The sequence below is a fragment of the Agrobacterium sp. FDAARGOS_525 genome, assembly GCF_003938925.1.
GTDB classification, from domain to species: Bacteria; Pseudomonadota; Alphaproteobacteria; order Rhizobiales; family Rhizobiaceae; genus Agrobacterium; species Agrobacterium pusense.
This window is the reverse complement of record NZ_RKIU01000003.1, coordinates 2,863,141-2,887,843: the sequence shown is the minus strand read 5'-3', so window position 1 is coordinate 2,887,843 and position 24,703 is coordinate 2,863,141. Positions and strand designations below refer to the sequence as shown.

The 24,703-nt window shown below is 59.7% G+C and carries 22 protein-coding genes; 11 read left to right on the top strand and 11 right to left on the bottom strand.

Features of this window, described 5'->3' with window-relative positions; genetic code table 11:
* Positions 1-24: 24 nt before the first annotated feature.
* Complete coding sequence (locus EGT36_RS15600) at positions 25-1,104, bottom strand: ABC transporter substrate-binding protein (RefSeq protein WP_125270522.1); 1,080 nt, start codon at positions 1,102-1,104, stop codon at positions 25-27.
* 3 nt (positions 1,105-1,107) lie between these two features.
* Between EGT36_RS15600 and EGT36_RS15595 the strand changes: the two genes are divergently transcribed.
* Positions 1,108-1,518 (top strand): hypothetical protein, encoded by a 411-nt coding sequence (locus EGT36_RS15595; RefSeq protein ID WP_125270521.1) that lies wholly within the window; start codon positions 1,108-1,110, stop codon positions 1,516-1,518.
* A 471-nt stretch (positions 1,519-1,989) separates the two neighbouring features.
* On the opposite strand, the gene EGT36_RS15585 is transcribed toward EGT36_RS15595, so the two are convergent.
* From EGT36_RS15585 to bcp, 5 genes are all read right to left on the bottom strand, one after another.
* Complete coding sequence (locus tag EGT36_RS15585; RefSeq protein ID WP_004442420.1) at positions 1,990-2,415, bottom strand: NUDIX domain-containing protein; 426 nt, start codon at positions 2,413-2,415, stop codon at positions 1,990-1,992.
* 8 nt (positions 2,416-2,423) lie between these two features.
* Positions 2,424-3,920 (bottom strand): DEAD/DEAH box helicase, encoded by a 1,497-nt coding sequence (locus EGT36_RS15580; protein ID WP_037092469.1) that lies wholly within the window; start codon positions 3,918-3,920, stop codon positions 2,424-2,426.
* Between the two features lie 219 nt (positions 3,921-4,139).
* Complete coding sequence (locus EGT36_RS15575) at positions 4,140-5,438, bottom strand: M23 family metallopeptidase (protein WP_022556475.1); 1,299 nt, start codon at positions 5,436-5,438, stop codon at positions 4,140-4,142.
* A gap of 92 nt (positions 5,439-5,530) precedes the next feature.
* Positions 5,531-6,352: a ferritin-like domain-containing protein gene (locus EGT36_RS15570; protein WP_081950669.1), complete on the bottom strand. Its 822-nt coding sequence runs from the start codon at positions 6,350-6,352 to the stop codon at positions 5,531-5,533.
* 17 nt (positions 6,353-6,369) lie between these two features.
* Positions 6,370-6,837, bottom strand: a complete 468-nt coding sequence (gene bcp / locus EGT36_RS15565; RefSeq protein WP_004442409.1) for a thioredoxin-dependent thiol peroxidase — start codon at positions 6,835-6,837, stop codon at positions 6,370-6,372.
* 235 nt (positions 6,838-7,072) lie between these two features.
* On the opposite strand from bcp, the gene EGT36_RS15560 reads away from it, so the two are divergent.
* A complete protein-coding gene (locus EGT36_RS15560) occupies positions 7,073-10,456 on the top strand; it encodes a YhdP family protein (RefSeq protein WP_037092473.1) in 3,384 nt (1,127 codons plus the stop codon).
* 43 nt (positions 10,457-10,499) lie between these two features.
* On the opposite strand, the gene tyrS is transcribed toward EGT36_RS15560, so the two are convergent.
* Positions 10,500-11,753, bottom strand: a complete 1,254-nt coding sequence (gene tyrS / locus EGT36_RS15555) for a tyrosine--tRNA ligase (RefSeq protein WP_004442404.1) — start codon at positions 11,751-11,753, stop codon at positions 10,500-10,502.
* Positions 11,754-11,902: 149 nt separating this feature from the next.
* Between tyrS and EGT36_RS15550 the strand changes: the two genes are divergently transcribed.
* Positions 11,903-13,024 (top strand): anhydro-N-acetylmuramic acid kinase, encoded by a 1,122-nt coding sequence (locus tag EGT36_RS15550; protein WP_037092477.1) that lies wholly within the window; start codon positions 11,903-11,905, stop codon positions 13,022-13,024.
* Positions 13,025-13,253: 229 nt separating this feature from the next.
* On the opposite strand, the gene EGT36_RS15540 is transcribed toward EGT36_RS15550, so the two are convergent.
* A complete protein-coding gene (locus EGT36_RS15540; protein ID WP_003522662.1) occupies positions 13,254-13,931 on the bottom strand; it encodes an alpha/beta hydrolase in 678 nt (225 codons plus the stop codon).
* 211 nt (positions 13,932-14,142) lie between these two features.
* On the opposite strand from EGT36_RS15540, the gene EGT36_RS15535 reads away from it, so the two are divergent.
* The 7 genes from EGT36_RS15535 to sufA all read left to right on the top strand — a co-directional run bounded on the left by EGT36_RS15535 (position 14,143) and on the right by sufA (position 21,471).
* On the top strand, positions 14,143-15,312 hold the full coding sequence (locus EGT36_RS15535; protein ID WP_125270519.1) for a cysteine desulfurase family protein: 1,170 nt from the start codon (positions 14,143-14,145) through the stop codon (positions 15,310-15,312).
* 198 nt (positions 15,313-15,510) lie between these two features.
* Positions 15,511-16,980: a Fe-S cluster assembly protein SufB gene (gene sufB / locus EGT36_RS15530; protein WP_006698793.1), complete on the top strand. Its 1,470-nt coding sequence runs from the start codon at positions 15,511-15,513 to the stop codon at positions 16,978-16,980.
* Between the two features lie 179 nt (positions 16,981-17,159).
* Positions 17,160-17,915 carry a Fe-S cluster assembly ATPase SufC gene (sufC, locus tag EGT36_RS15525; RefSeq protein ID WP_003522658.1) on the top strand — a complete coding sequence of 252 codons (756 nt, stop codon included), beginning with the start codon at positions 17,160-17,162 and terminating at the stop codon, positions 17,913-17,915.
* Positions 17,916-17,938: 23 nt separating this feature from the next.
* On the top strand, positions 17,939-19,204 hold the full coding sequence (sufD, locus tag EGT36_RS15520; RefSeq protein ID WP_125270518.1) for a Fe-S cluster assembly protein SufD: 1,266 nt from the start codon (positions 17,939-17,941) through the stop codon (positions 19,202-19,204).
* Between the two features lie 110 nt (positions 19,205-19,314).
* A complete protein-coding gene (locus EGT36_RS15515; RefSeq protein ID WP_037092482.1) occupies positions 19,315-20,556 on the top strand; it encodes a cysteine desulfurase in 1,242 nt (413 codons plus the stop codon).
* Between the two features lie 36 nt (positions 20,557-20,592).
* Positions 20,593-20,976: an SUF system Fe-S cluster assembly protein gene (locus tag EGT36_RS15510; protein WP_004442386.1), complete on the top strand. Its 384-nt coding sequence runs from the start codon at positions 20,593-20,595 to the stop codon at positions 20,974-20,976.
* A gap of 105 nt (positions 20,977-21,081) precedes the next feature.
* A complete protein-coding gene (gene sufA, locus EGT36_RS15505) occupies positions 21,082-21,471 on the top strand; it encodes a Fe-S cluster assembly scaffold SufA (protein WP_004442383.1) in 390 nt (129 codons plus the stop codon).
* 216 nt (positions 21,472-21,687) lie between these two features.
* Here the strand turns inward: sufA and EGT36_RS15500 are convergent, their stop codons facing one another.
* The gene (locus EGT36_RS15500; protein ID WP_004442381.1) at positions 21,688-21,963 is read right to left on the bottom strand and encodes a hypothetical protein; all 276 of its coding nucleotides are present in this window, start codon (positions 21,961-21,963) and stop codon (positions 21,688-21,690) included.
* A 293-nt stretch (positions 21,964-22,256) separates the two neighbouring features.
* Between EGT36_RS15500 and EGT36_RS15490 the strand changes: the two genes are divergently transcribed.
* Positions 22,257-22,763 carry a DUF6714 family protein gene (locus tag EGT36_RS15490; protein WP_037092483.1) on the top strand — a complete coding sequence of 169 codons (507 nt, stop codon included), beginning with the start codon at positions 22,257-22,259 and terminating at the stop codon, positions 22,761-22,763.
* Between the two features lie 10 nt (positions 22,764-22,773).
* Here the strand turns inward: EGT36_RS15490 and EGT36_RS15485 are convergent, their stop codons facing one another.
* Both EGT36_RS15485 and EGT36_RS15480 read right to left on the bottom strand, forming a co-directional pair.
* Entirely contained in the window at positions 22,774-23,982 is a 1,209-nt protein-coding gene (locus tag EGT36_RS15485) for an ABC transporter permease (RefSeq protein ID WP_004442376.1), read from the bottom strand.
* The gene (locus EGT36_RS15480) at positions 23,972-24,691 is read right to left on the bottom strand and encodes an ABC transporter ATP-binding protein (RefSeq protein ID WP_004442374.1); all 720 of its coding nucleotides are present in this window, start codon (positions 24,689-24,691) and stop codon (positions 23,972-23,974) included. Before EGT36_RS15480 ends, EGT36_RS15485 begins: the two co-directional genes overlap by 11 nt.
* Positions 24,692-24,703 lie beyond the last annotated feature (12 nt).

Here is a 24,703-nt window from a genome sequence, read left to right as displayed (position 1 = left end):
AATTTGTCCCGGTGCCGGCTTCAGCTACTGCCTTTCGGCTTTGTCCGCCGGTTCGAAGCGCTGGCCGTTCCAGCGCTGCAGGCGGTAGGGATTGTCCGAAAGCTCATGCGACGGGTTGAATGCGAGATCGCCAATCACGGTTTTGAAGGCCGTGCCGGACGCCAGTATCTCCGGCGCCGGTTTCGACTGCGCCTGGGCCGCTTCCGCCAGCGCCGCCGTCAGTTCGGTGGCGGCATAGGCTGGAAGGACGTAACCTTCGGGTTCGATGCCTGCGGCGCGCAGTTCGCCGGCTGCCCCCTGCGCCGAAGGCAGTGTGTCATAGGCCGGGCGCGTGATGGCCATCACGTTCACAGCCAGTGCGAGGGGGGTGTTGGCGGCGTTCAGCGTATCGCCGCCCAGAATGGTGAGCGGAAAATTCTCTGAAGCGGCGTCCCGTGCCACGACGGCGATATCGTTTCGTTCCGCGCCGATGAAGACATGGGTAATGCCGGTGCGCGCCAGCCGGCGCACAAGCGCCACCTGCTGTTCCTGATTGGGTCGCATCGTATCGGCAAAGGTGGGCTTCAGCCCGTTTTCCTCCAGCGTAGAGCGGATACGGTCGACCAATTCGCGGCTGTAGATCGTGCCGTCATCCACGAGCCCGATCGGGTGGCCTTTCCAGTCGCGAAGAATGACTTCCGCAGCCCTTGCCGATTCGGCCCGATCCGATGGGGCGAGGCGAAAAAGCGGCCAGCCATATTTCAGCGCGTCCTCCATCAGGATGGGTGCGCGGCTGGAAAGCGTGATGGCCGGAATGGCCGCGGCCTTGAGCGGCAGCAGAACGTCCTGAAGCGTTTCCGTGCACAGGAAGCCGATCGCGGCGCTGACTTTCGCCGCCACGAGGCCATCGGCAATCGCGCCGCCACTGCCGTCTTCGCAGCTCTCGTGAATCTCCACGACATCCAGGCCGAGTTTTGCGGCTGCCGCCTTGGCGCCCTGCCGGACCTGTTGCCCGAGAAGCTCGTAGGGGCCGCTCTGCGGGGCAACGATCCCGATCGATGCCGCGCTTGCTGAACCCGCAAAGGCAAAACCGGCGATGATCGTTAGCAGGCGAAGTGAAAGCATGACGTGATCGAAATCCTGTTGTCCCGATCTGATGTTTATCGGCACCAATCGGTTTTCCAAAGGAAAAATCGCCTGTCGTCCATCATAATCGCACGCTGGCGCCTGGACTGCGGCAGCTTGGCTTCGATGTCGGGCGATCCGAATGCCGAGATGGACGCGGCACCTTGTGGTTGTTGCCGTCGGCCGATAATGGTGCCTCGCGGCCATGCCGCAGCGCTGCTCTTTTTCGCCCCGCTATCTTCTTTCTGTACCGCTTTACTGAAGAAGTATTTCATAAATCCGCCACGTGACGTTTTACTTCATAAAACTATTACAAGTGGCGCGTATAAGCACACTCCAGCGAAGGCCTTGTTGCTGATTATGCCTTTTGCAGTGCACGTCATAAATCTGCACATTTTATTTTCATATCTGTAATTTATTGATATCTAAGTTTAATATAGGAACCTTCTAATTCCCCACCTCTTTTTCGCCATGTTTTTTTCGCATTTGCGAGAAGAATTGCTTGACGGAAAGTAAATGATTGGCTTAGATGGAATTGTTTCAGGGGACGACTGAAATTGGCTGTAAAAAGCCTCGGAAAGTGTTCCGATTATAAGCACTGCCAGACTATATTCGCTTCTATATTCTATTTTTTTTATTACGTATAAACCGCTTCAGGAAACTGGGGCGGTTTTTTACATAGCTCTAATTTAAGCAATTTAAAATTGAATTCGGAGAACTTTACGCAAAGCCATTCTCTCGCGATAAGCGTTCCAGAAATGAAATGGCGTGGATTAGGCGTGCCGTTGTCCGAAATTCTGGCTTCGACCCAATCTGATCCGCCGTTTTCGATTGTGAAAATTCCGCATCCGACGTCATTATTCGACGCCCGGGGCTGCCCCAGCATTATTTCAGGGCGGCCAGAGCGTCCTTTGCAAAGGCGGAGATCGGCTCAGGAAGTTTGTCGAGATCGAACCAGTCGATGGCGGAGAGCTTATCCGGCTCCGTAAGCGAAGGCTGACCCGTTGTGTCGCGGGTGACGAAGATCAGGGAGACCCAGTGATGGCGGTCCACTGCGTCGATAAATTCGCTATGGCAGAGAAATTCGACGTGGCCGATCGTCAGCCCGGTCTCTTCCTCGGCTTCGCGCCGCGCCGCGGCTAGCGACGTTTCGAGATGATCGACTTTGCCGCCAGGGATGCTCCAATACCCGGCTTCCGGCGCTTTCATGCGCCGGCATAAAAGGAGGCGGCCTTCACGCAATATGACAAGGCCCACGCCGACGCCCGGAAAATCGAGGCCCGGCTTGATCGTCGACGTCATCGTGTCCATTGCTGTGGTCAGGCCTTGGCGTTGGCCACGATCAGCATGAAGGCGGGAATGTCATCGCCAAAGCCTACCGGTGTCGGGCCATCGTCATGGTCGCGATAGTGGCGGCGACGGTCGCGGTTGTCGTCATTGGCGTGCAGCGGATTGCGACTGTTGCGGTCGGAATTGCGCGGGGCCTTTTCCTGCTTGCGTTCTGCTTTCACCTTGTCGTCTCCATGAGCCGCGATATCTGCGTCCGCAGCGGATTGTGCGCCCTGATTGATGTTGTCGACCGGTGCGGCGTCCCGGCGGTTACGGTCGCGGCCTCTGCCGCCCCGTTCCTTGCCCCGACGGCCAGAATTGCTTTCAAAGCTTTCCATCGGCGCGGGGAGGGTGGAGAGATCACCGTTCAGCCACTCAATCTTTTCGCCGATCAGCTTTTCGATGGCGTCGAGATATTTGGTGTCGCTTCTGGTGACGATGGTGAAAGCCTTGCCCGAGCGGCCGGCACGGCCGGTGCGGCCGATGCGGTGAACATAGTCTTCCGAATGAATGGGAATGTCGAAGTTGAAGACGTGGCTGACATCGGGGATATCAAGCCCGCGTGCGGCGACGTCCGAGGCGACGAGCAGCTTCAGATTGCCGTCCTTGAAGTTCTGCAGCATTGTCGTGCGCGAACGCTGGTCCATGTCGCCATGCAGCGCGCCGACGGAAAAGCCGTGGCGGTCGAGCGAACGGAAAAGATCGGCCACATCCTTCTTGCGGTTGCAGAAGATGATGGCGTTCTTGAGTTCAGCCTCTTCGGCACGGACGAGATCGCGCAGGACGGCGCGCTTTTCGTAGTCCTTGTTATGGGCGGCGACGATGCGCTGGGCAACGGTCTTTGCAGTAGAGGAGGGCTTGGCGACCTCGACACGGACGGGGTTCTGCAGGAAGCGATCAGCCAGCTTCTGTATTTCCGGCGGCATGGTGGCCGAGAAAAACAGCGTCTGGCGGGTGAAGGGGATCATCTTGGCGATGCGCTCGATGTCAGGAATGAAGCCCATGTCGAGCATGCGGTCGGCTTCGTCGATGACAAGGATTTCCACGCCGGTCATCAGCAGCTTGCCGCGTTCGCAATGGTCAAGAAGGCGGCCAGGGGTGCAGATCAGCACATCGGCGCCACGTTCCAGCTTGCGGTCCTGGTCTTCGAAGGAAACACCGCCGATCAGGAGGGCGACGTTCAGCTTGTGATTCTTGCCGTATTTCTCGAAATTCTCCGCCACCTGTGCCGCAAGCTCGCGCGTCGGCTCGAGGATCAGCGTGCGCGGCATTCTGGCGCGTGCGCGGCCCTTCTCAAGCAGGGTCAGCATAGGCAGAACGAATGACGCGGTTTTGCCCGTGCCGGTCTGTGCGATACCGCAGATATCACGCTTTTCCAGCGCCGGCGGAATGGCGCCAGCCTGAATGGGTGTCGGCGTCGTGTAGCCGGCATCTGCAATAGCGGAAAGAACTTTTTGGCTCAGGCCAAGATCAGAGAATGTTGTCAAAGGAAGAACTTTTTCCGTTCTGGTTCGGTAAGAACACCTGCGTGCCGCGACGGCACTTGCAAAGACTTGGCGCGGGGATATGCCCAAATTGCCGGAAAGTCAAGGAAACAACGGGAAAAGCGCGTTAAACGTGCCGCTTGCGGCTGGGCTTTTAAGCCTCAGGCGTGGTTTTTCGGGATTTATCGTTAAAAGAGCAAAAAAAGCGTTAAAACCGGGACGCTATTTCAAATAGGTTTTAAGCTCTGCCCCGGCGATCAGAAACCGCATCGGATCCACGGGCGTATCGTTGCGGCGCACTTCATAATGCACGTGCGGACCGGTGGAACGGCCGGTGCTGCCGGCGCGGCCGATTACGTCGCCGGCTTCGACCCGGTCGCCGGCCTTGACCAGAATGGCGGAGAGATGGCCGAATCGGGTGGACACGCCCTGGCCGTGATCGATCTCGACCATATTGCCGTAACCGCCGGAATTTTCCGCTACCGTCACCTTTCCAGCGCCGGTGGATTTGACGTCTGCGCCGGTCTCGGCACGAAAATCGATGCCGGTATGTAGCGCCGGGCGGCCGAGAAACGGATCCATCCGATTGCCGAATCGACTGGTGATCGCCCTCCCGGGTGCAGGGTTGCCGAAGGGCAGGGTCGTCGCCGTTTCCCTGACGACATCCAGCCGGTTGAGAGCGGTGTCGAGATTGGTCAGCGACAGGCTGAAGGGATCGGTTTCGCCGCGCTCTGGCTCCGCATAGGGTCCGCCAATGTCGGCGGTGCCGCTCTCATCGATCTTGAGCCCGGCCTGGCGGATAATGTCCTGCATCGCACTCGCCTTGTCTTCGGCGTCGCTCGTCAGTTGCGCTATCCGCGATATCTGCTGGCGCTCGATGTCCTTCAGCGACAGAGTTACCTTTGAAAATACGCGATCGGCGCGGTCCGAGGGCGTCTCGCCGCCTTCCGGCTGGTAAGCAGCACGTCTGTCGTTCGCGGTGGGTTGTTCCGGCTGTGGTGGGCGCGTTGTCATCAGCTTTTCGATCGCCGAGAGACCGCCCGACAGATCGGCGCGTTTTTCCGGCGCCATGGCGTTTGAAAGGGACGAGGGTGCTGTCGGCGACGTCGCGACGCCGGAGTTTTCCGCGCGTTCCAGCAGTTCGCTCATGCGGCCGTGCCGCGAGGTCAGCGCCGCCTGCTGTTGCAGAAGCTTTTCCACTTTCTTTTCAACGACCTGCTGATCCAGCAACTGCCTGGAGGTGACGCGGTCCACCTGGGCTCTCAGGGCTGCGATGCGGTCTTCGTAATCGTTCTGAATGCGGGTCTGGCGCGCCATTGTCGCGCCGATCAGGTCGTCCCGCAGGATAAGGTAGCCGGTGGCGCCGAGATAACCGAGCGAAAAAAGGCCGATCGTGCAGCCGGCAAGCGCCGCCATCCAGGGCCGGATGGTCATGTGCCGCACCTTGTCGCCGCGCGCGAGAATGAGCACGTGCGGCTCACGCTTTTTGCCAAATACCCGGTTTTCCGCCGTATCAGTCACAATCTCTCTCCGGACTGGCCGATTTCTTGAAGGAAATCATAATTCGTTAAGGTTAACGAAGTTTTGCCGGAGTGGCGTTTCGGTAGCGTCGGCTATTGGCTGACGGATGTGAGCGAGCGGTAAAAGGATGGCGTCAGGCCGGCCTCGGCGCGGGCAAGGTCATTAAAGGGCGGTTTCAAAGGGCCGCGGAAATTGGCGCGCACCAGTTGCCTGAAGGTTGCGGCCGGATCCTTTTTCTCACGGGCACAGAGGAACCGAAACCATTTTGCACCGATGGCGACGTGGCCCTTTTCGTCATTATAGATGACGTCCAGAACGGCGGCGCTTTCGAGATCGCCGGTCTCGCGCATCTTCGCCTGCAGGGAGGGGGTGACGTCCAGTCCGCGCGCTTCGAGGATGAGCGGCACGACGGCAAGCCGTGCGGTGAGATCGTTGCGGGTGGAATGCGCCGCCTGCCACAGCCCGTCATGGGCGGGCAGATCGCCATAGTCTGCACCGAGGCTTCTCAGCCGGTCGCGCACCAGCCGGAAATGTTTTGCCTCTTCGAAGGCGACCTGCATCCAGCCATCGAAAAAGGAATGCGGCACCGGCTCGCTGGCATAACGGGCGACAATGTCGAGCGCGAGATCGACGGCGTTGAGTTCGATATGGGCAATGGCGTGCAGCAGCGCGATACGGCCCTTGACGCTGTGAAGCGAGCGGCGTTCCACTGCGGTCGGCGGAACGAGTTCCGGCTTTTCCGGCCTGCCCGGGCGCTCTGGCAGGGGTGGGTCCAGCGGAGAGCGCAGCGACAGGCGGCGCTCCAACCACCGTGTCGCCGTCTCCTGTGCGAGCGCGGTCTTCCTGTCGAGATCGGCGCTTGCGATAGCATCCGTCGCACCACCGCGCAGCGACATGATTTTGAACGGGGGCATCACAACGGGTTGGTCCCTCAGAGTTTCTTCGCTGCGTCGAGAACGGCCTGGGCATGGCCGGCGACCTTCACCTTGTTCCAGATCTCCGCGATCTTGCCGTCCGGTCCAACGAGGAATGTGGTGCGTTCGACACCCATGTATTTTTTCCCATACATGCTTTTTTCCTTCCAGACGCCATAGGCTTCCAGAACCTTCCTCTCTTCGTCAGACGCGAGCATGACGGAAAGCGAATGTTTTGCCGCAAACTTGTCGTGGCTTTTGACGCTGTCGGGCGAGATGCCGATGACAACCGTGTTGGCCGCTTCGAATTCGCCGCCCAGCGCGCTGAAATCGATCGCTTCGGCGGTGCAGCCGGACGTGTCGTCCTTGGGGTAGAAATAAAGAACGACGGCCTTGCCTTGGAGTTTGGACAATGTCACCGTCCCTTCACCGTTGCGGGGCAAAGTGAAATCGGGAGCCGGGCCGCCAATCGTCAAGTCTGTCATAATCTACCTTTCTTTCGCCGGGATGTTGAGTGAAAGTTGCCACATTCGATATATAGCGAAACCGCGCGTCGTCCAGATCACGATTGGGATTTCAGATCGTTTCGACCTCAAATCCCAACCGTGATCCGGGTTAAGGAATTTGAGCGGGATTCCAGACGATGACCGCTTACACTTTTCGCCATCCCGCTCCGGTGTTGCGGCGAAACAAGAGCTATTCAGGGGCAAATACGGGCGTATGGCTGAAGTCAGGGGTGAAAAGGTCAAGTTCGGCAGGCGCGATATCGTTGCGCTGCACGATTTGCCTTCGGCTCAGGCCGAGGATCCCATCATCGTGCATTGCCCGCCGCCGCGTTCCATGGCGCGTGCTTTCCTCAAGGTTTTCGCGGCTCTTTTTGTGCTCGCCTTCCTCTCCATCGGCGGCATCATTCTTTCCGTCGAGACCGGTTCGATTGACAATGCGCTGTCCAGCCAGGCGCAGCAGGCGCTGGAACGGGCGCTCGGACCGCATTACAGCGCGCGAATCGGATCATCGGCGATCAGGTTCTCCACCGGACTGCGCCTTGCGCTGGTGGCGGAGGATGTGGATATCGTCGAGAAGGAATCCGGCCAGCATCTGAGCAGGGCGCGGGCGATCGGCATGGCGCTCGATCCCCTCGCGCTTCTGGCGGGTCGCGTGTCGGTGGAGAGCCTGGAAGCCGACGGGATGGAGCTGGATACGGCGCTTTTGCCCAAGGGCAACGGGTTCGATCTTGCCAGCGTCAAGCTCGACGCCGTGCCGCTGCAATTGCAGGAAGCCTTCGGGCAGCTCGACAAGCTGGCACAGGCTTTCCTGAGCAGCGGAACCGAGGAAATCGATATTTCCAGCGTTTCCGTTCATCTGCCGCCGGGCGAACTGGGCAAGCCGCGTACCATCGAGGTGCGGGAACTGTCGCTGACGCCAGACCAGCAGGGCGGCTATTCGCTTGACGGGGAAACGCTGTTCAACGGCGAAATCGCCAGCGTGTCACTCAAGACCTCAGGTGCGGGCGGCGTGATCGACGGTTTCCAGGCCCGTATCGATGGCTTCGACATTGGCCCGTTTCTGGAAAAATACGATCCCGACGGAAACCTCCATGAGGGGCTGAATGTCAAGACGGGCATCAACATCGTTGCCCGCCGGGCCAAGGAGGGGCAGGAGCCGCGTCTCGACATCTCGCTCGGCCTCGGTAACGGCACGCTTCGGATCGGCGGCGAGGCCCAGCCCTTTACGGCCGGCACTGTGAACGCGCGCTACGATTTCGCAAAAAGCACGCTTGTCATCGACAACTCGCGGGTGGAACTTGGACGCACGATCATTCCGGTCGCCGGCGTAATCAGCGATACGGAGGAGGGTTTTGGTCTGTCCCTCCGCATCGACGATGCGGTTGCTTCGTCCGAAGCCTCGGGCGAGGCCCCGGTTCCTTTCAGCCTGAAGGCGGACGGTCACTTCACGGCTGCGACGAAGCAACTCGACGTTTCATCGCTTTATGTCACGAGCCCACTCGGAGACATGGCGGGATCGCTGAAAATGCGGTTCGGCGAAGGGTCGCCCGAAATCAGCTTCGGCGGACAGATACCGAAGATGGAGGCCACGGCAGTCAAGCAGCTCTGGCCTTTCTGGATGGCGCACAAGCCGCGCGACTGGGTGGTTTCCAATCTTTATGGCGGCACGGTCACCAATGGCTCCATCGCAATCTTCATCCCGCAGGGCCGGATGTGCGGTCCCGGTTGCCCGCTGGTGCTCGGCGAGAGCGAAATGCAGATTCGTTTCGACATTGACGATACGCGCCTCAACACCACCGGCGACATTCCGCCCCTGCGTGATGTCGATGCGCATTTCGATCTCGTAGGCGGGAAGATGGCCGTCGAAATCAAGCGGGCGACGTCCTATTTCCCGTCCAACCGTTCGCTGGCGCTTGAGAACAGCCGGTTCGTGATTTCCTCGGTTTATGACAAGCCTCTGCTTGGAAATCTCGAACTCAGCGTATCGGGCTCCGCAGATGCCGTAGCGGAGCTTGCGACACTGAAGCCGATCAACGCGCTCAAGGACACGCAGTTCAAGCCGGAGGATTTCGCCGGCGATGTGCAAGCCAATGCGAAACTGACCATCGGCCTGCTTTCCAGCCAGAACCCGCCTCCGCCGGTGTGGACGGCCGATCTCGATCTGAAAAACCTGTCGCTGACGAAACCCTTCGCCGGCCACAAGGTCACGGCGCTGGACGGCTTCATGACGTTGAACGACCGTCAGCTCCTGCTTCAGGGCAAAGGCCGCGTCGATGACGTGCCGATGGATATCGAGATGACGGAGCCCGTGCGCAAGAACAGCGGTGTGGCTCCCACCCTGTCCCTGAAGGCCACGTTGACCGAAACACAGGTCGCCAAACTCGCGCCGGAGCTGTCCTCGGTTCTCGGCGGCACAACCGTTTTGGAGATCGACGGTGCCGATGCCAAACGCCAGGACGTACGGCTCGATCTGACCAAGGCGTCGATCATTCTTCCGGGGCTTGGCTGGAGCAAGGGCATCGGCATTCCGGCAAAAGCCGCCTTTACCATGGAAGTGGCGGACGGTCGCACCGCAATCACGGATTTTTCCCTCGATGGCGATGGTTTCGGCGCCGCCGGCGACATTGCCTTCAACAAGAGCGGTCTGATCTCGGCCGATCTCAGCCGCGTGCAGCTGTCGCCCTCCGATAATTATGCAGTTTCGTTGGCTGCTTCGAAAAACGGCTATATTATCAATGCTTCCGGAAAATCCGCGGATCTAAGGCCTTTCCTGTCGAAGCTGCGCAGTCCCGCCGGTGGTGGCGATGGTACGTCTCGTTCGCAGCCATCTCTTTCCATCAAGGCGCAGTTTGACAAAGTCTACGGGTTCAACGATGAGATCCTTGCCAATGTCAATTCCGATGTCAGCGTGCGTGACGGCAAGGTGCGCTCGATCGATTTTCGCGGCGTGACCGGCAACGGACAGGCGGTGGTCGCGCAGACCACCAATCGCGGCGCGACGGGGACTGTGACATTGACCAGCAGCGATGCGGGTTCGCTCGCGCGGTTTGCCAATATCTACAGCCGCATTCGTGGCGGCCTTCTCAACCTCGCACTGACGACCGCCAATGGCAGCGACTGGAGCGGCTCGCTGGATCTGCGCAATTTCTCCGTGGTCAATGAGGCCAAGTTGCAGGACATCGTCGCAACGCCGACGGGCGAGGATGGCAGGAGCCTCAACAATGCGGTCCGCCGCAATATCGATGTCAGTTCGGAGAAATTCCAGCGGGGTTTTGCCCGCGTCGTTTATGTCAACGGTTCGATCGCGGTGGAAAACGGGGTTGTGCGCGGTGAACAGATCGGCGCAACGTTTCAGGGGCTGCTGAAGGATCAGAATGGCCGCATGGACATGACCGGCACCTTCATGCCCGCCTACGGGCTGAACCGGCTGTTCGGCGAGTTGCCCTTTATCGGCATCTTCCTCGGCAACGGGCGCGACCGCGGCCTGCTCGGCATTACCTTCAAGCTTTCCGGCCAGACGGACCAGCCGAAGCTGACGATCAACCCGCTGTCGCTGATTGCGCCCGGTGTTTTCCGGCAGATTTTCGAGTTCCAATAAAAAGGGCCGCTTTCGCGGCCCTTGATGCGGGTTTGGCGCTGGTTTACGCCGGGCGAACCAGCACGTGCTTCTTCTTGCCTACCGACAGCTTGATGATGCCATCACTCGTCACTTCGCCGGTGCCGATCATCTGGCGCTCGTCGGAAACGCCCTGATCATTGATCTTCACCGCACCGCCCTGAACGTGGCGGCGGGCCTCGCCATTCGAACCGGCGAGACCTGCGCGGACGATGAGCGAGAGGACGCCGACGCCAGCTTCAAGTTCGGAGGCCGGAACCTCGATGGAAGGCAGGTTTTCGGCCAGCGCGCCCTCTTCGAAGGTCTTGCGCGCCGTTTCCGCGGCTTCTTCCGCAGCGGCACGGCCGTGCAGGATCGCGGTTACCTCGGTCGCCAGGATTTTCTTTGCCTCGTTGATTTCCGATCCACCGAGCGTAGCCAGACGCGCGATCTCTTCCATAGGCAGGGTCGTGAAGAGCTTGGCGAAGCGAACGACGTCGGCATCTTCGGTGTTGCGCCAGTATTGCCAGAAATCATAGACCGGCAGCAGGTCCTTGTTCAGCCACACGGCGCCCGAGGCCGACTTGCCCATCTTCGCACCCGAGGAGGTGGTCAGAAGCGGCGAGGTCAGCGCGTAAAGCTGCGGTGTCCCCATGCGGTGACCGAGGTCGATGCCGTTGATGATGTTGCCCCACTGGTCAGAGCCGCCCATCTGCAGGCGGCACCCCGTGCGCTGGTTCAGTTCCACGAAATCGTAGGCCTGCAGGATCATGTAGTTGAATTCGAGGAAGGACAGCGACTGCTCGCGGTCGAGGCGTGTCTTCACGCTGTCGAAGGACAGCATGCGGTTGACCGAGAAGTGGCGGCCGACGTCACGCAGGAATTCGAGATAGTTCAATCCGCGCAGCCAGTCGGCATTGTTGATCATCAGCGCCGGGTTGCCGGGACGGTCGTAATCGAGGTAGTTGGCGAAGACGTGCTTGAGCGAGGTGATGTTGTCCTCGATCATGTCGATCGTCATCAGCTTGCGGGCTTCTTCCTTGAAGGAGGGGTCGCCTACCATGCCGGTGCCGCCACCCATCAGCGAGATCGGCTGGTGGCCGGTCTGCTGCAGCCAGTGCAGCATCATGATCTGGGTGAGGTGGCCGACATGCAAACTCGAGGCCGTCGGGTCATAGCCGATATAGGCGGTCACGGTTTCCTTGGCGAACAATTCGTCGAGACCTGCCTCATCGGAGATCTGGTGAATGAAGCCGCGCTCATCGAGCGTGCGGAGGAAATCGGACTTGAACCTGGACATAACCTTTTACTTTCTGGTTTGATCTTTACGGCCATCGAAAACCGGTGACCGTCGCGGCTTTATCATTGTTTTTTGAAATGTGCACCCGTTTCGGCCATGAATGTCGGGATTCAAGGTCAGCATGATTCGAGATTGCGGGAGAGCGGCAGGTGGGCGAGGTGAAAACGGCAATCGGACTGATGAGCGGCACGTCGATGGACGGCATCGATATCGCGCTTCTGCGTACCGATGGCGAAAGCGTGGTGCGGCATGGGCCGAGCGGCTATTTTCCCTATGATCCGGGTCTGCGGGCCATCTGGCAGAAGGCGCTGGTCACCGCCAAATCCATCCGTGAACGGCGCGAACGCCCCGGAGATCTTGATGAGGCAGAGCGCAAGCTGACGCTTGCCCATGCGGCGGCGGTGAAATCCTTTCTCCATCGTCACCGGCTTCTGCCCGGTGAAATCGATGTCATCGGTTTTCATGGCCAGACGGTGCTGCACCGGCCTGATGATGCGCTGACGGTCCAGATCGGTGACGGACCCTTCCTGGCTGAAGAAACCGGTATCGACGTGGTCTACGATATGCGCGCCAATGACATGGTGCATGGCGGGCAGGGCGCGCCGCTCATTCCCGCCTACCACATGGCGCTGTCTGCCAACCTACCTGACGGGTTTGAGACGCCTGCGGTCTTCGTCAATATCGGCGGTATCTCCAACCTCACCTTCATCGGTGAATCTGGCCAGCTTGCCGCTTTCGATAGCGGCCCCGGCAATATGCTGATCGACCAGTGGATCGAGGCGCATACCGGCAAGGCTTTCGACAAAGGCGGCAGGACGGCGGCGGGTGGCAGCGTCGTTGCCTCGCTGGTGGCGCGTTATATGGAAAGCCCGTTCTTTTCCGGTAATATTCGCCGTTCGCTGGATCGTGGCGATTTTGCGCCCCCGGAAAAGGGTGAGGTCTCGCTGGCCGATGGTGCACGGACTTTGGCGCATCTGACGGGGGCCGCCATTCTGAAGTCGGCAAGCTATCTGCCGGAGGCGGCGAAGACCTATGTGGTCTGTGGTGGCGGTCGGCTCAATCCGGTGATCATGGCGGAGTTTGCAGACCTTGCCGCCAAGGTCGGTGCGCGGGTGATTGCGGCTGAAGCGGCGGGGTTCGATGGCGGCGCGATGGAGGCGGAGGCCTGGGCCTATCTGGCCGTTCGGTCGCTGAAGGGGCTGCCGCTGACCTATCCCGGTACGACGGGGGTGAAGGAGCCGGTGACGGGTGGGGTTTTGGTGCGATGCTGATGACGTTGGCGGGCTTGGCTTACCCCCCTCTGCCCTGCCGGGCATCTCCCCCACAAGGAGGGAGATCAGCTAGACGCCTGCTCCTCGCCTGAAACTCTGCCGTTGAATACGGCCGAAAGGTCGCCGCGATTCGATCTCCCCACCTGTGGGGGAGATGCCCGGCAGGGCAGAGGGGGGTAAACCCCATCCGCCGTCTATAACGATATGACGCGTAATTAAACGCCCCAAATCACCGAATACGCTTGGCAGCCGGTTCCGGCACAAGCTCGCCGTTCAGGCGACGGTCGAGATAATCCTCGCACTCGCCCATCAGCTCATCCACCTTGCCGTTGAAGAAGTGGTTGGCGCCGGGGACGGTGCGGTGGGTGATGAGGATGCCCTTCTGCGTCTTCAGCTTTTCGACCAGGCCGTTGACATCCTTTTCGGGCGCGACCTTGTCGGAATCGCCGTTGATGATGAGGCCAGAAGACGGGCAGGGCGCAAGGAAGGAGAAGTCGTAGGTGTTCGGCTGCGGGGCAATCGACATGAAACCTTCGATTTCCGGGCGGCGCATCAGAAGCTGCATGCCGATCCAGGCGCCGAAGGAGTAACCCGCCACCCAACAGCTCTTGGAATCCGGATGCAGGCTCTGCACCCAGTCGAGCGCCGAGGCGGCATCGGAGAGCTCGCCCGCACCGTGGTCGAACTCGCCCTGGCTGCGGCCAATCGAACGGAAGTTGAACCGGAGCGTCGTGAAGCCGCGCTTCTGGAAAAGATAGAAGAGCTGATAGACGATCTGGTTGTTCATCGTGCCGCCGAACTGCGGGTGCGGATGAAGGATGATCGCGATCGGCGCGCTCTTTTCCTTGGAGGGTTGATAACGGCCTTCGAGGCGACCCGCAGGGCCGTTAAAGATGACTTCGGGCATTGGTACTCCGGTCGTGTTTTTTCATTCTCCAACCGCATTCTTCCGATGAGAAGACTTGACGAACTCTGTCATCTTTTCTAGAACGCAGTTTAGAATAATTCGAAACTTTGCGTGTGCTAAAGCACTCGGGTGGTGTCATAAGGCAAGCGCAACTGTAATTTCAAGAAAAATGCGTTTTCGCGCATTGAAGATTGGATGAAGCCTTTCGGCGATGACGGTTTTGACGCGCACATATATGGACTGGAACGCCACGGCGCCGCTTCTGCCGGCCGTGCGGGAGGTGCTTGTGTCTGCGCTTGATCTTGCCGGCAATCCGTCTTCCGTCCACCGGGAAGGGCGTGCCGCCCGCGCGGCCGTCGAGACGGCTCGCCGGGAGGTTGCGGCGCTTGGCGGCGCTGAGCCGGCGCATGTGACTTTCACCAGCGGTGCAACGGAAGCGGCCAATCTGGTGCTTGTGCCGGAATTCAGGATGGGACGCAGCCCGGTTCAGGTAAGCCGGCTCTATGTTTCCGCCATCGAGCATCCGGCATTCCGCGAAGGTGGCCGTTTCGAAAAGAGTGACGTAACGGAAGTTCCCGTTACGTCAGCGGGTGTCCTAGATCTTGCCGCTCTTGAAGCGTTGCTGTCTTCGCATGACAGGTCGTCCGGGCTGCCGATGGTCGCCTGCATGCTCGTGAATAATGAAACCGGCGTCCTTCAGCCTGTGGCGGAAGCGGCGCGGCTGGTTCATGCGGCGGGCGGCCTGATGGTTGTCGACGCTGTTCAGGCTGCCGGCCGCGTGCCGCTCAATATCAACGCGCTCGATGCGGATTTCCTTGTGATTTCGTCTCACAAGCTCGGTGGCCCGAAGGGTGCCGGCGCTCTTATCTCGCGCGGCGAGGTGATGATGCCGAAGCCGCTGATCCATGGTGGCGGCCAGGAAAAGGGCCATCGTTCGGGTACGGAAAATACCCTGTCGGTCATCGGTTTCGGTGCCGCTGCGGCTTTTGCCTCCCGGAATGTCGAGGTTGAGGCGGCGCGTCTTTCCGCGCTGCGGGCGCGGCTGGAAAACGGTATGCGCGTGAACGCGCCTGATGTGATCATCCACGGTGACGATGTCATGCGTGTCGCCAACACAACGTTTTTCACGCTTCCGGGCCTGAAGGCCGAGACCGGGCAGATCGCCTTCGATATAGAAGGTATCGCACTGTCGGCAGGGTCGGCCTGCTCATCGGGCAAGGTGGGCGAAAGCCATGTCTTGACCGCGATGGGGCGCGATCCCAAGCTCGGCGCGCTCCGGATTTCGATTGGCCACGCGACTGACGAGGCGGACATTGAACGGACGCTCGCGGCGTTTGCGAAAATTGCCGGACGGCGCAAGCTTTCCGGTCAGGCCGCGTAAAATGCGGCAAAGAATTGCGGATTAGCAATTTTCCGCTTGCCGGGATGTGTGAAAAGCGCCATCCCGCACCTACATGGGTATAAGCTCTGCCCCGGCTGACGGCTCGGAGCGATTTGCCCGAAGATGAATAAGGCGGCTTTCCGCCTTGATACGTTGACAAGCCACCGGACCTTGGCTCCGGCGAGATTGGAGAACGACATGGCAGCGGTTCAGGAAACGATCGATCAGGTCCGCCAGATCGATGTGGACCAGTATAAATACGGCTTCGAAACCAATATCGAAGTCGACAAGGCCCCGAAGGGTCTTTCGGAAGAGGTGATCCGTTTCATCTCGGCCAAGAAGCAGGAGCCGGAATGGATGCTGGAATGGCGTCTTGAGGCTTACAAGCGCTGGCTGACGATGGAAGAGCCGACCTGGGCGCGCGTCAGCTACCCCAAGATCGACTTCAACGATCTCTATTATTATGCCGCGCCGAAAAGCACCCCCGGCCCGAAGTCGCTCGATGAAGTCGACCCGGAGCTGCTGAAGGTCTATGAAAAGCTCGGCATTCCGCTGAAAGAACAGGAAATCCTCGCCGGCGTCGAAAAGCGTCAGGTCGCTGTTGATGCCGTGTTCGACAGTGTTTCGGTCGTCACCACCTTCAAGGCGGAACTGGCTAAGGCCGGCGTGATCTTCATGTCGATCTCGGAAGCCGTGCGCGAGCATCCGGAGCTGGTGAAGAAATATCTCGGCTCGGTCGTTCCGACGACGGACAATTTTTATGCGACGCTGAACTCCGCCGTCTTTACTGACGGTTCCTTCGTGTTCGTGCCGAAGGGCGTTCGTTGCCCGATGGAGCTTTCCACCTATTTCCGCATCAACGAGAAGAACACCGGCCAGTTCGAGCGCACGCTGATCATCGCCGAAGAGGGTGCCTACGTCTCCTATCTGGAAGGCTGCACCGCTCCCCAGCGCGACGAGAACCAGCTTCACGCCGCCGTTGTTGAACTCGTGGCGCTCGATGATGCCGAAATCAAATATTCCACCGTCCAGAACTGGTATCCGGGCGACAAGGAAGGGAAGGGCGGCATCTACAACTTCGTGACCAAGCGCGGCGATTGCCGTGGCAACCGCTCGAAGATCTCGTGGACGCAGGTGGAGACCGGTTCGGCCATCACCTGGAAATACCCGTCCTGCATCCTGCGCGGCGATGACAGCCGTGGCGAGTTCTATTCGATCGCGGTCTCCAATGGTCACCAGCAGATCGACAGTGGCACCAAGATGATCCATCTCGGCAAGAACACGTCGAGCCGCATCATCGCCAAGGGCATCGCCGCCGGTTTTTCGGAAAACGTCTATCGCGGCCAGGTCTCGGCCCACCGCAAGGCGACCAACACGCGCAACTTCACGCAGTGCGACTCGCTGCTGATCGGCGACAAGTGCGGCGCGCATACCGTGCCCTATATCGAGGCGAAGAACTCGTCCGCTCACTTCGAGCACGAGGCGACGACGTCGAAGATTTCCGAAGACCAGCTGTTCTATTGCCTGCAGCGCGGCATTCCCGAGGAAGCGGCGATCGCGCTGATCGTCAATGGCTTCGTGAAGGAAGTCATTCAGGAACTGCCGATGGAATTTGCCGTGGAAGCGCAGAAGCTGATCGGCATTTCGCTGGAAGGGTCTGTCGGTTAACTCTTGCTCGACATCCTCGGGCTTGTCCCGAGGATCTACGGCAAATGGCCTGAGCAGAGACAACCCACTTCCCGGATCCTCGGGACAAGCCTGAGGATGAAGGATGAGAGATTTGAGACAAGCCCTGATGGGGCGCACGAGGCGGTCCTTGAAACCGCACCATGAACAGGAACAATACCATGCTTGAAATCATCGACCTGCACGCAAAGATCGCCGATACCGAAACCGAGATCATCAAGGGTCTCAACCTGAAGGTTGCCGCCGGCGAGGTTGCTGCCATCATGGGGCCGAACGGTTCCGGCAAGTCGACGCTGTCCTACATCCTGTCGGGCCGTGAGGACTATGAAGTCACCTCCGGTGACATTCTCTATAACGGCGAAAGCATTCTGGAGCTGGACGCTGCCGAGCGTGCGGCCAAGGGCATTTTCCTTGCCTTCCAGTATCCGGTCGAAATTCCGGGCGTCGCCACCATGCAGTTCCTGAAGGTTGCGATGAACGAGCAGCGCAAGGCGCGCGGCGAGTCCGAGCTGACGACGCCTGATTTCATCCGCCGCGTCAAGGAAGCAGCCGGCGATCTGAAGATCGACATGGAGATGCTGAAGCGTCCGCTCAACGTCGGTTTCTCCGGCGGTGAGAAGAAGCGTGCCGAAATCCTGCAGATGGCGCTTCTGGAGCCGAAACTCTGCGTTCTCGACGAAACCGATAGCGGTCTCGACATCGACGCGCTGAAGATCGTGGCTGACGGCGTCAACGCGCTGAAGTCGCCTGATCGCGCCACCGTCGTCATCACCCACTATCAGCGCCTGCTCGACTACATCGTGCCTGACAGCGTTCACGTTCTCTACAAGGGCAAGATCATCCGCTCGGGTGACAAGGCTCTCGCGCTGGAACTGGAAAACAACGGTTACGCCGACATCATCGGTGAAGCGGCCTGATCGAAGGCCAGGAGGTGATGTCCATGAACATTCAAGCTACCAACCGGCTGACGCCAGCGGAAACCGCGCTGGTCGATGCCTACACCGCCAAGTTCAGCGAGCTGCCCGGCGACGGCGCCGTGGTTGCCGCGCGTGACGTGCTGTTCGACGATCTGAAGACCGGTGGTCTTCCGACACGCCGCATCGAGGCCTGGCACTATACCGATCTGAAGAGCCTGTTGCGCACGGTTCCGGAAGACCGGCCCGCGCCTGTCATCGAGAAGGCTGCGTCGATTATTGCCGGTTCGCCTGTGGCTTACATGCTGCATGGCACGGCCGATATCGGCAAGGTCGATGGTGTATCGCGCTTTGCCGACAGCCTGCTCGACGGCTCTGCCGCGGCTGGCCTTGCGGAAGCCAGCAAGGATGACACGATTGGCCGCATCAATGGCAGCTTTGTGCGTGACGGCCTCGTGGTCGAAATTCCCGCCGATGCTGAGCTCGACAAGCCGATCGAACTGCAGGCTATCCATGGCGCAGGCCAGGTTCACAGCCGCTTCCCGGTGCGCTTCGGCAAGGGTTCGAAAGCGACCGTCATTGAACGTCACCTTTCGGTGACGCCCGATGCGGCGCTTGTCTCCTCGGTCAGCGATATCGTCGTTGAGGATGGCGCGGAAGCAACCTGGATCCTTTTGCAACAGCAGGGTGCCGCCGATATTCACCTTGGCCAGCTGCGCATCAAGCTCGGCGCGGAAGCCAAGCTGCGTCTCTTCGTGATCAATGCCGGCGGCAAGCTGGTGCGTCAGGAACTGCGCATCGATGTGGAAGGCGAGGGCACCGATCTCATCGTTCGCGGCGTCAACCTTCTGGGTGGCGAAACCCATACGGACGTGACGATGGTTCTTGGCCACAACGTGCCGAACACGACCTCGACGGAAGTTTTCCGCAACGTGGTGTTCGACCGTGCAAAGGGCATTTTCCAGGGCATGATCCGGGTCGCACCGGATGCCCAGAAGACCGACGCGAAGATGGCGTGCAACACGCTGCTCATGTCTGACGATGGCGAGTTCTCGGCAAAGCCGGAACTGGAAATCTTCGCCGATGACGTTCAGTGCGGCCATGGCGCGACGGTTGCCGATATCAGCGACAACCATCTCTATTACCTGATGGCGCGCGGCGTCCCGCGGGCAAAGGCACGGGCGATGCTCGTCAACGCCTTCGTCGCCGAGATCGTCGAGGAACTGGAAGAAGAAAATCTGGTAGAGGCGCTGGAGACGATCATTTCCGGCTGGCTGGAGCATCACGCTTAGCAACCTCTCCGTCGTCATCCTCGGGCTTGTTCCGAGGATGAGGTGAAGCAGCGGTAACGCTGTGCAAACCCCGGAGCTCTCCAGAAGAGCACCATGAAAGGGCCCGAGAAATGGACCAGACCGCAATGGCGGCCCCTTATGACATCGAAGCCGTGCGCAAGGATTTCCCGATCCTGTCGCGCGAAGTCTATGGCAAGCCGCTGGTCTATCTCGACAACGGCGCGTCCGCTCAAAAGCCGCAGGTGGTGATCGACGCCGTTTCGCATGCTTATGCAAATGAGTACGCAAACGTGCATCGCGGCCTGCATTTCCTCTCCAATGCCGCAACCGATGCCTATGAAGCGGCGCGCGAAAAAGTGCGCCGGTTCCTCAATGCCGGTTCGGTGGACGAGATCGTCTTTACCAAATCCTCCACCGAGGCGATCAATACGGTCGCTTACGGTTATGGCATGCCCAAGATCGGCGAGGGCGACGAGATCGTCATCTCGATCATGGAGCACCACTCCAATATCGTGCCATGGCATTTCATCCGCGAGCGGCAGGGCGCCAAGCTGGTCTGGGTGCCCGTCGATGATGACGGCGCGTTTCATATCGAGGCTTTCGAACAGAGCCTGACGGAGCGCACCAAGCTCGTTGCCATCACCCATATGTCGAATGCGCTCGGCACCATCGTGCCGGTCAAGGAAATCTGCCGTATCGCGCATGAGCGTGGCATTCCGGTGCTGATCGATGGATCGCAGGGCGCTGTTCATATGCCTGTTGATGTGCGCGATATCGATTGCGACTGGTATGTGATGACGGGCCACAAGCTTTATGGTCCCTCGGGCATCGGCGTGCTCTATGGCAAGGCGGAGCGGCTGCGCGAGATGCGGCCGTTCCAGGGCGGCGGCGAGATGATCCTCGACGTCTCCGAAGACAATGTCACCTATAACGAGCCGCCGCATCGTTTCGAAGCGGGTACGCCGCCCATCGTGCAGGCGATCGGCCTCGGTTACGCGCTCGATTACATGGACAATCTCGGCCGTGCCGCGATTGCAGCACACGAGGCCGATCTTGCCGCTTATGCCGCCGAGCGGCTGCGCGAGATCAATTCGCTGCGCATCATCGGCAACGCGCCTGACAAGGGCGGCATTTTCTCCTTCGAGCTTGAGGGCATTCACGCCCATGACGTCTCGATGGTGATCGACCGGCGCGGCGTTGCCGTGCGGGCCGGCACCCATTGCGCCATGCCGCTCTTGAAACGCTTCGGCGTCACCTCCACATGCCGGGCATCGTTCGGCCTTTACAATACCCGCGCCGAAGTAGACTCTCTTGTCGAGGCGCTGGAATATGCGCGCAAATTTTTCGCCTGATATCGCAGCTTGAAATCAGGATTGAGGTTTAAGACCATGACTGCCGATGCCACTGCAAAGACCCAGGATGCGACCGAAGCTCAGGAAAAGGTATCCACCATTCCGCCGGATGAGCTTGCACGCCTCAGCGACGATGTGATCGCGGCGCTGAAGACCGTTTATGACCCGGAAATTCCGGCCGACATCTTCGAACTCGGGCTGGTCTACAAGATCGATATCGAAGACGACCGGATGGTCAAGATCGTCATGACGCTGACGGCCCCCGGTTGCCCCGTCGCTGGCGAAATGCCGGGCTGGGTGGAGAACGCCGTTGGCGCCGTCGAAGGTGTTTCCGGTGTCACCGTCGAAATGACGTTCGATCCGCCGTGGACGCCGGACCGCATGTCGGAAGAAGCGCAGGTTGCCGTCGGCTGGTACTGATTTGATTTTGCCTGGTGTCATCCCTTGATGACATCGTCAGGCGCACTTAAATTGAATTCCATAAGCATCGAGCCTTGAACTCGATTGTCGAAGGAGAATGGGCCCATGGGCTTTGCAATCATGACCATGACCGGGGCTGCTGCCTCGCGCGTTAAAGCGATCGTCGAAAATTCCGGACCGGACGCCAAGGGCGTGCGCGTCGGCATTAAGAAGGGCGGTTGCGCGGGCATGGAATATACCATCGACCTCGTGACCGAGCCGGATGCGAAGGACGATCTGGTGGAATTCGAAGGCGCGAAAGTCTGGGTTCAGCCTTCCGCCGTGCTTTATCTGCTCGGCACGCAGATGGATTTCGAAGTGACCAAGATGCGCTCCGGTTTCACCTTCAACAATCCGAACCAGACCTCTGCCTGCGGCTGCGGTGAATCGGTTGAGCTGAAGCCTGCGGATCTCGCCGCGCTTGCAAAGCAGCGTGAGGCAGAAGCCAGCGTTTGATTGGTTACGCTATCTCTGCGATGGAGAGGTAGACATTCTTATGCACACAGCGCTCCCACAAACGCGACGTCATCCTCGGGCTTGACCCGAGGGTTCCATCCCCGTCAAATCGCTTGAGACGTTTGTAGATCCTCGGGTCAAGCCCGAGGGTAACGGATGACAAGTTTCAGGTTTTTTCCGCAGACTGCGTCTCACGCAAAATCAGCTTTCCAAGGATCATGACTGCTGTTTGAAGGCTTCGATGAAATCGGCCAGCGGATGGATTGATGGCGTGGTCATCAATAGCGGTTCGAGAGCCGCGGCGATCTCCCGACAATCTTCTGCAGAGAGTGGCCGGAGGCTTGACGTGATCCTGTTATAGTGAGGCGTCCCGCGCGATGCGAGCGAGCGATGGATCACAAACACTTCCGTCTGCCCGTCCTGTCGCTCCACAAAAAGGGCAAGCGATCCGCCGTCTGCAGCCGCAGCGCTATCGGATACGGATTTGAACATCGAGACTCCATGCGGTAGATTTCCGGAGAGCCTATCCGATTGACGTCATGAAGCAAGATTGAATGCGGATGGTTTCAGTGAGGGGGTAGCCGGCGTGGGGAATAGCAGCAGCTCGATTGATGTTTGGACACTTGGCCTCGTTGCTGCCGGCATTCTGGTCGGCCTGACGTTGGTTGTCGGTATTCTTTTCCTCTCCTTTTCTTGGGAGGCTAAAGCACGCAGGCGCGCGTCATCAGCCACCACGGAAGGCGTTCAGTTCGAACGAACCGAAGGCGGCGAGTGGCCAACGGTGCGTGGAGACGGGGGCCATCATTGAACGGGCGGTTCACGTGATGAGACCGGCAGGGGAGATCACGGCCACGGCAAGGGCGGCGGTAAAAGCTGCTTTCGCGCACGTCACCCTAGGCGCCGGTGTGGGTCTTCGTGAGGCCGCCGCGATTGATGATTACGCGAGCCATGATGTGCTTGCCGCCCGCCGCGCCGAGGATGAAAAGGACGACTGGTCTGCGATCACGGTGGAAGACGTGAACCTACACTCCGCAAGTCCTGCGTTTTTTGATGCCGAAGCAATGCGGTTTCATCTACCCGCCTACATGATCGCCGATCTCGACGGTTGTTACCGGCACGAGTTCGTGCCCCACCTGCGCGGCCGCCCGGAGAAATTTGCGCTGTTGAACGACGCTCAAAGGCGGGCCGTTGAATTATATTTGCACGCCCTCCTGCAGCGAAACTACCCGCCGTCTTACCAGACCGATGTAGAACAGGCGCTTGAGGAATGGCGGCAAGCCGCAGATCGTTAGGCCGGATTGATCACTCGTGTCTCAGGGCTTCGATCGGGCTGAGACTCGCCGCCCGCCGCGCGGGAAAATAGCCGAAAATCACGCCGATGGCGGCTGAAAAGGCGAAGGCGAGGAAGATGATCGATGGGCTGGTGACGAAAGGCACGTTGAGGAAGCTGACGACCGCGTAGGCGAGGCCGAGGCCGGTGAGGATGCCGACGATGCCGCCGAAGGCCGAGAGCATCACCGCTTCCACCAGAAACTGTGTCAGCACCTGTTTTTCCAATGCGCCGATGGCAAGCCGAATGCCGATCTCACGCGTGCGCTCCGTGACCGAGACCAGCATGATGTTCATGATGCCGATGCCGCCCACGAGAAGGCTGACGGCGGCGACCGCGCCGAGAAGCCCGGTGAGAAGCGTCGTCGTTCCGGTCATGGCGGAAGCGATCTGCGTCATGTCGTTGACAGTAAAATCATCCTCGCGGCCGATGTTGATGCGGCGGCGCTCGCGCAGCAGGTTTTGCAGGTCGCTCTGCACCTTGGCGGTGGAAACGCCATCCTGCGCCGAAACCATGATCGAGGAAATGGTGGTGGTGCCGCCAATGCGCCGCTGGTGGATTTTGAGCGGCATGATGATCGTGTCGTCCTGATCGTCGCCGAGGCCGGACTGGCCTTTGCGGGCGAGAACGCCGATGACGGGGCAGGAGATGTTGCTGACGCGGATCGTCTGTCCCACAGGGTTTTCCGCACCGAACAGTTCCTGACGCACGGTTTCGCCGATGATGCAGCCGATCTGACCGCCGCGATCTTCGGCGGGCTGGAAGTCACGACCCAGCGCGATCGTCCAGTCCTGGGCGATCAGGTAATCATTGGTGGTGCCGATGACGCTCGTCTGGTGGTTCTTGCCGCCGAAAATGACGGTTGCTGCGGAACTGCGGTTCTGCGGTGCGACGGCGCGTATGCCTGATATCTGGTTGCGGATCGCCTCGACATCGCGGTCATCGAAGCGCTTGGCTTCAGTGCTGGCGCGGCCGGGGCCGAACTGGCCGGGGCGCACGAACAGCATGTTGGTGCCGAGCCGTGACAGTTCCGATTTTACCTGCTCGGTCGTACCGTTGCCGATGGTGACCATGGCAATGACGGCGGCCACACCAATGACGACGCCGAGCACCGTGAGAAAAGAGCGCAACAGGTTGCGGCTGATGGCGCGCAACGCAAGACGCGATGTTTCAAAGAACATCCAATGTCTCCTTATGATCCGCGGCGCTGTCGGAGGCGAGGTGGCCGTCGACAAAACGCAGCAGGCGCCCGGCATAAGCGGCGATATCCTCCTCATGGGTTACCATGACGACGGTGATGCCCTTGTCGCGATTGAGCGAGGTTATCAGTTCCATGATTTCGACGCTGGTCTTCGTATCGAGATTGCCGGTCGGCTCGTCGGCCAGAAGCAGCGCGGGGCGGGTGACGATGGCGCGGGCAATGGCCACACGCTGCTGCTGGCCGCCGGAAAGCTCCTGCGTGGTGTGATCTTCGCGGCCTTTGAGGCCCACCTGCGCCAGCGCCTCCATGGCGCGCTCCCGACGCTCTGAAGCTTTCATGCCCCGATAGATAAGCGGTAGTTCGACATTTTCCACCGCAGAGGTGCGGGAGAGAAGGTTGAAGCCCTGAAACACGAAACCGAGCATGTGCCGGCGCAGCAGCGTCAGATGTTCGTTATCGAAGCCGCTGGTCGGCACGCCCTGGAAGAGATATTCGCCAGCCGATGGGACGTCCAGACAGCCGATGATGTTCATCGAGGTGGATTTGCCCGATCCCGACGGTCCCATGATGGCGACGAATTCCTTCTCGCGGATCGACAGGCTGACGCCGTCGAGCGCGCGGATCGTCGCTTCGCCGCGACCATATTGCTTCACGACATCACGGAACTCGATGAGCGGCGGCTGTTGCATGCGCTTGTCCTC

Bases quoted from the DNA above. Each gene is read 5' to 3' on its own strand.
- EGT36_RS15600 (WP_125270522.1), bottom strand. From the start codon at position 1,104: ATGCTTTCACTTCGCCTGCTAACGATCATCGCCGGTTTTGCCTTTGCG.
- EGT36_RS15585 (WP_004442420.1), bottom strand. From the start codon at position 2,415: ATGGACACGATGACGTCGACGATCAAGCCGGGCCTCGATTTTCCGGGC.
- EGT36_RS15570 (WP_081950669.1), bottom strand. From the start codon at position 6,352: ATGCCCCCGTTCAAAATCATGTCGCTGCGCGGTGGTGCGACGGATGCT.
- bcp (WP_004442409.1), bottom strand. From the start codon at position 6,837: ATGACAGACTTGACGATTGGCGGCCCGGCTCCCGATTTCACTTTGCCC.
- EGT36_RS15560 (WP_037092473.1), top strand. From the start codon at position 7,073: ATGGCTGAAGTCAGGGGTGAAAAGGTCAAGTTCGGCAGGCGCGATATC.
- tyrS (WP_004442404.1), bottom strand. From the start codon at position 11,753: ATGTCCAGGTTCAAGTCCGATTTCCTCCGCACGCTCGATGAGCGCGGC.
- EGT36_RS15540 (WP_003522662.1), bottom strand. From the start codon at position 13,931: ATGCCCGAAGTCATCTTTAACGGCCCTGCGGGTCGCCTCGAAGGCCGT.
- EGT36_RS15535 (WP_125270519.1), top strand. From the start codon at position 14,143: ATGACGGTTTTGACGCGCACATATATGGACTGGAACGCCACGGCGCCG.
- sufB (WP_006698793.1), top strand. From the start codon at position 15,511: ATGGCAGCGGTTCAGGAAACGATCGATCAGGTCCGCCAGATCGATGTG.
- sufC (WP_003522658.1), top strand. From the start codon at position 17,160: ATGCTTGAAATCATCGACCTGCACGCAAAGATCGCCGATACCGAAACC.
- sufD (WP_125270518.1), top strand. From the start codon at position 17,939: ATGAACATTCAAGCTACCAACCGGCTGACGCCAGCGGAAACCGCGCTG.
- EGT36_RS15515 (WP_037092482.1), top strand. From the start codon at position 19,315: ATGGACCAGACCGCAATGGCGGCCCCTTATGACATCGAAGCCGTGCGC.
- EGT36_RS15510 (WP_004442386.1), top strand. From the start codon at position 20,593: ATGACTGCCGATGCCACTGCAAAGACCCAGGATGCGACCGAAGCTCAG.
- sufA (WP_004442383.1), top strand. From the start codon at position 21,082: ATGGGCTTTGCAATCATGACCATGACCGGGGCTGCTGCCTCGCGCGTT.
- EGT36_RS15500 (WP_004442381.1), bottom strand. From the start codon at position 21,963: ATGTTCAAATCCGTATCCGATAGCGCTGCGGCTGCAGACGGCGGATCG.
- EGT36_RS15485 (WP_004442376.1), bottom strand. From the start codon at position 23,982: ATGTTCTTTGAAACATCGCGTCTTGCGTTGCGCGCCATCAGCCGCAAC.
- EGT36_RS15480 (WP_004442374.1), bottom strand. From the start codon at position 24,691: ATGCAACAGCCGCCGCTCATCGAGTTCCGTGATGTCGTGAAGCAATAT.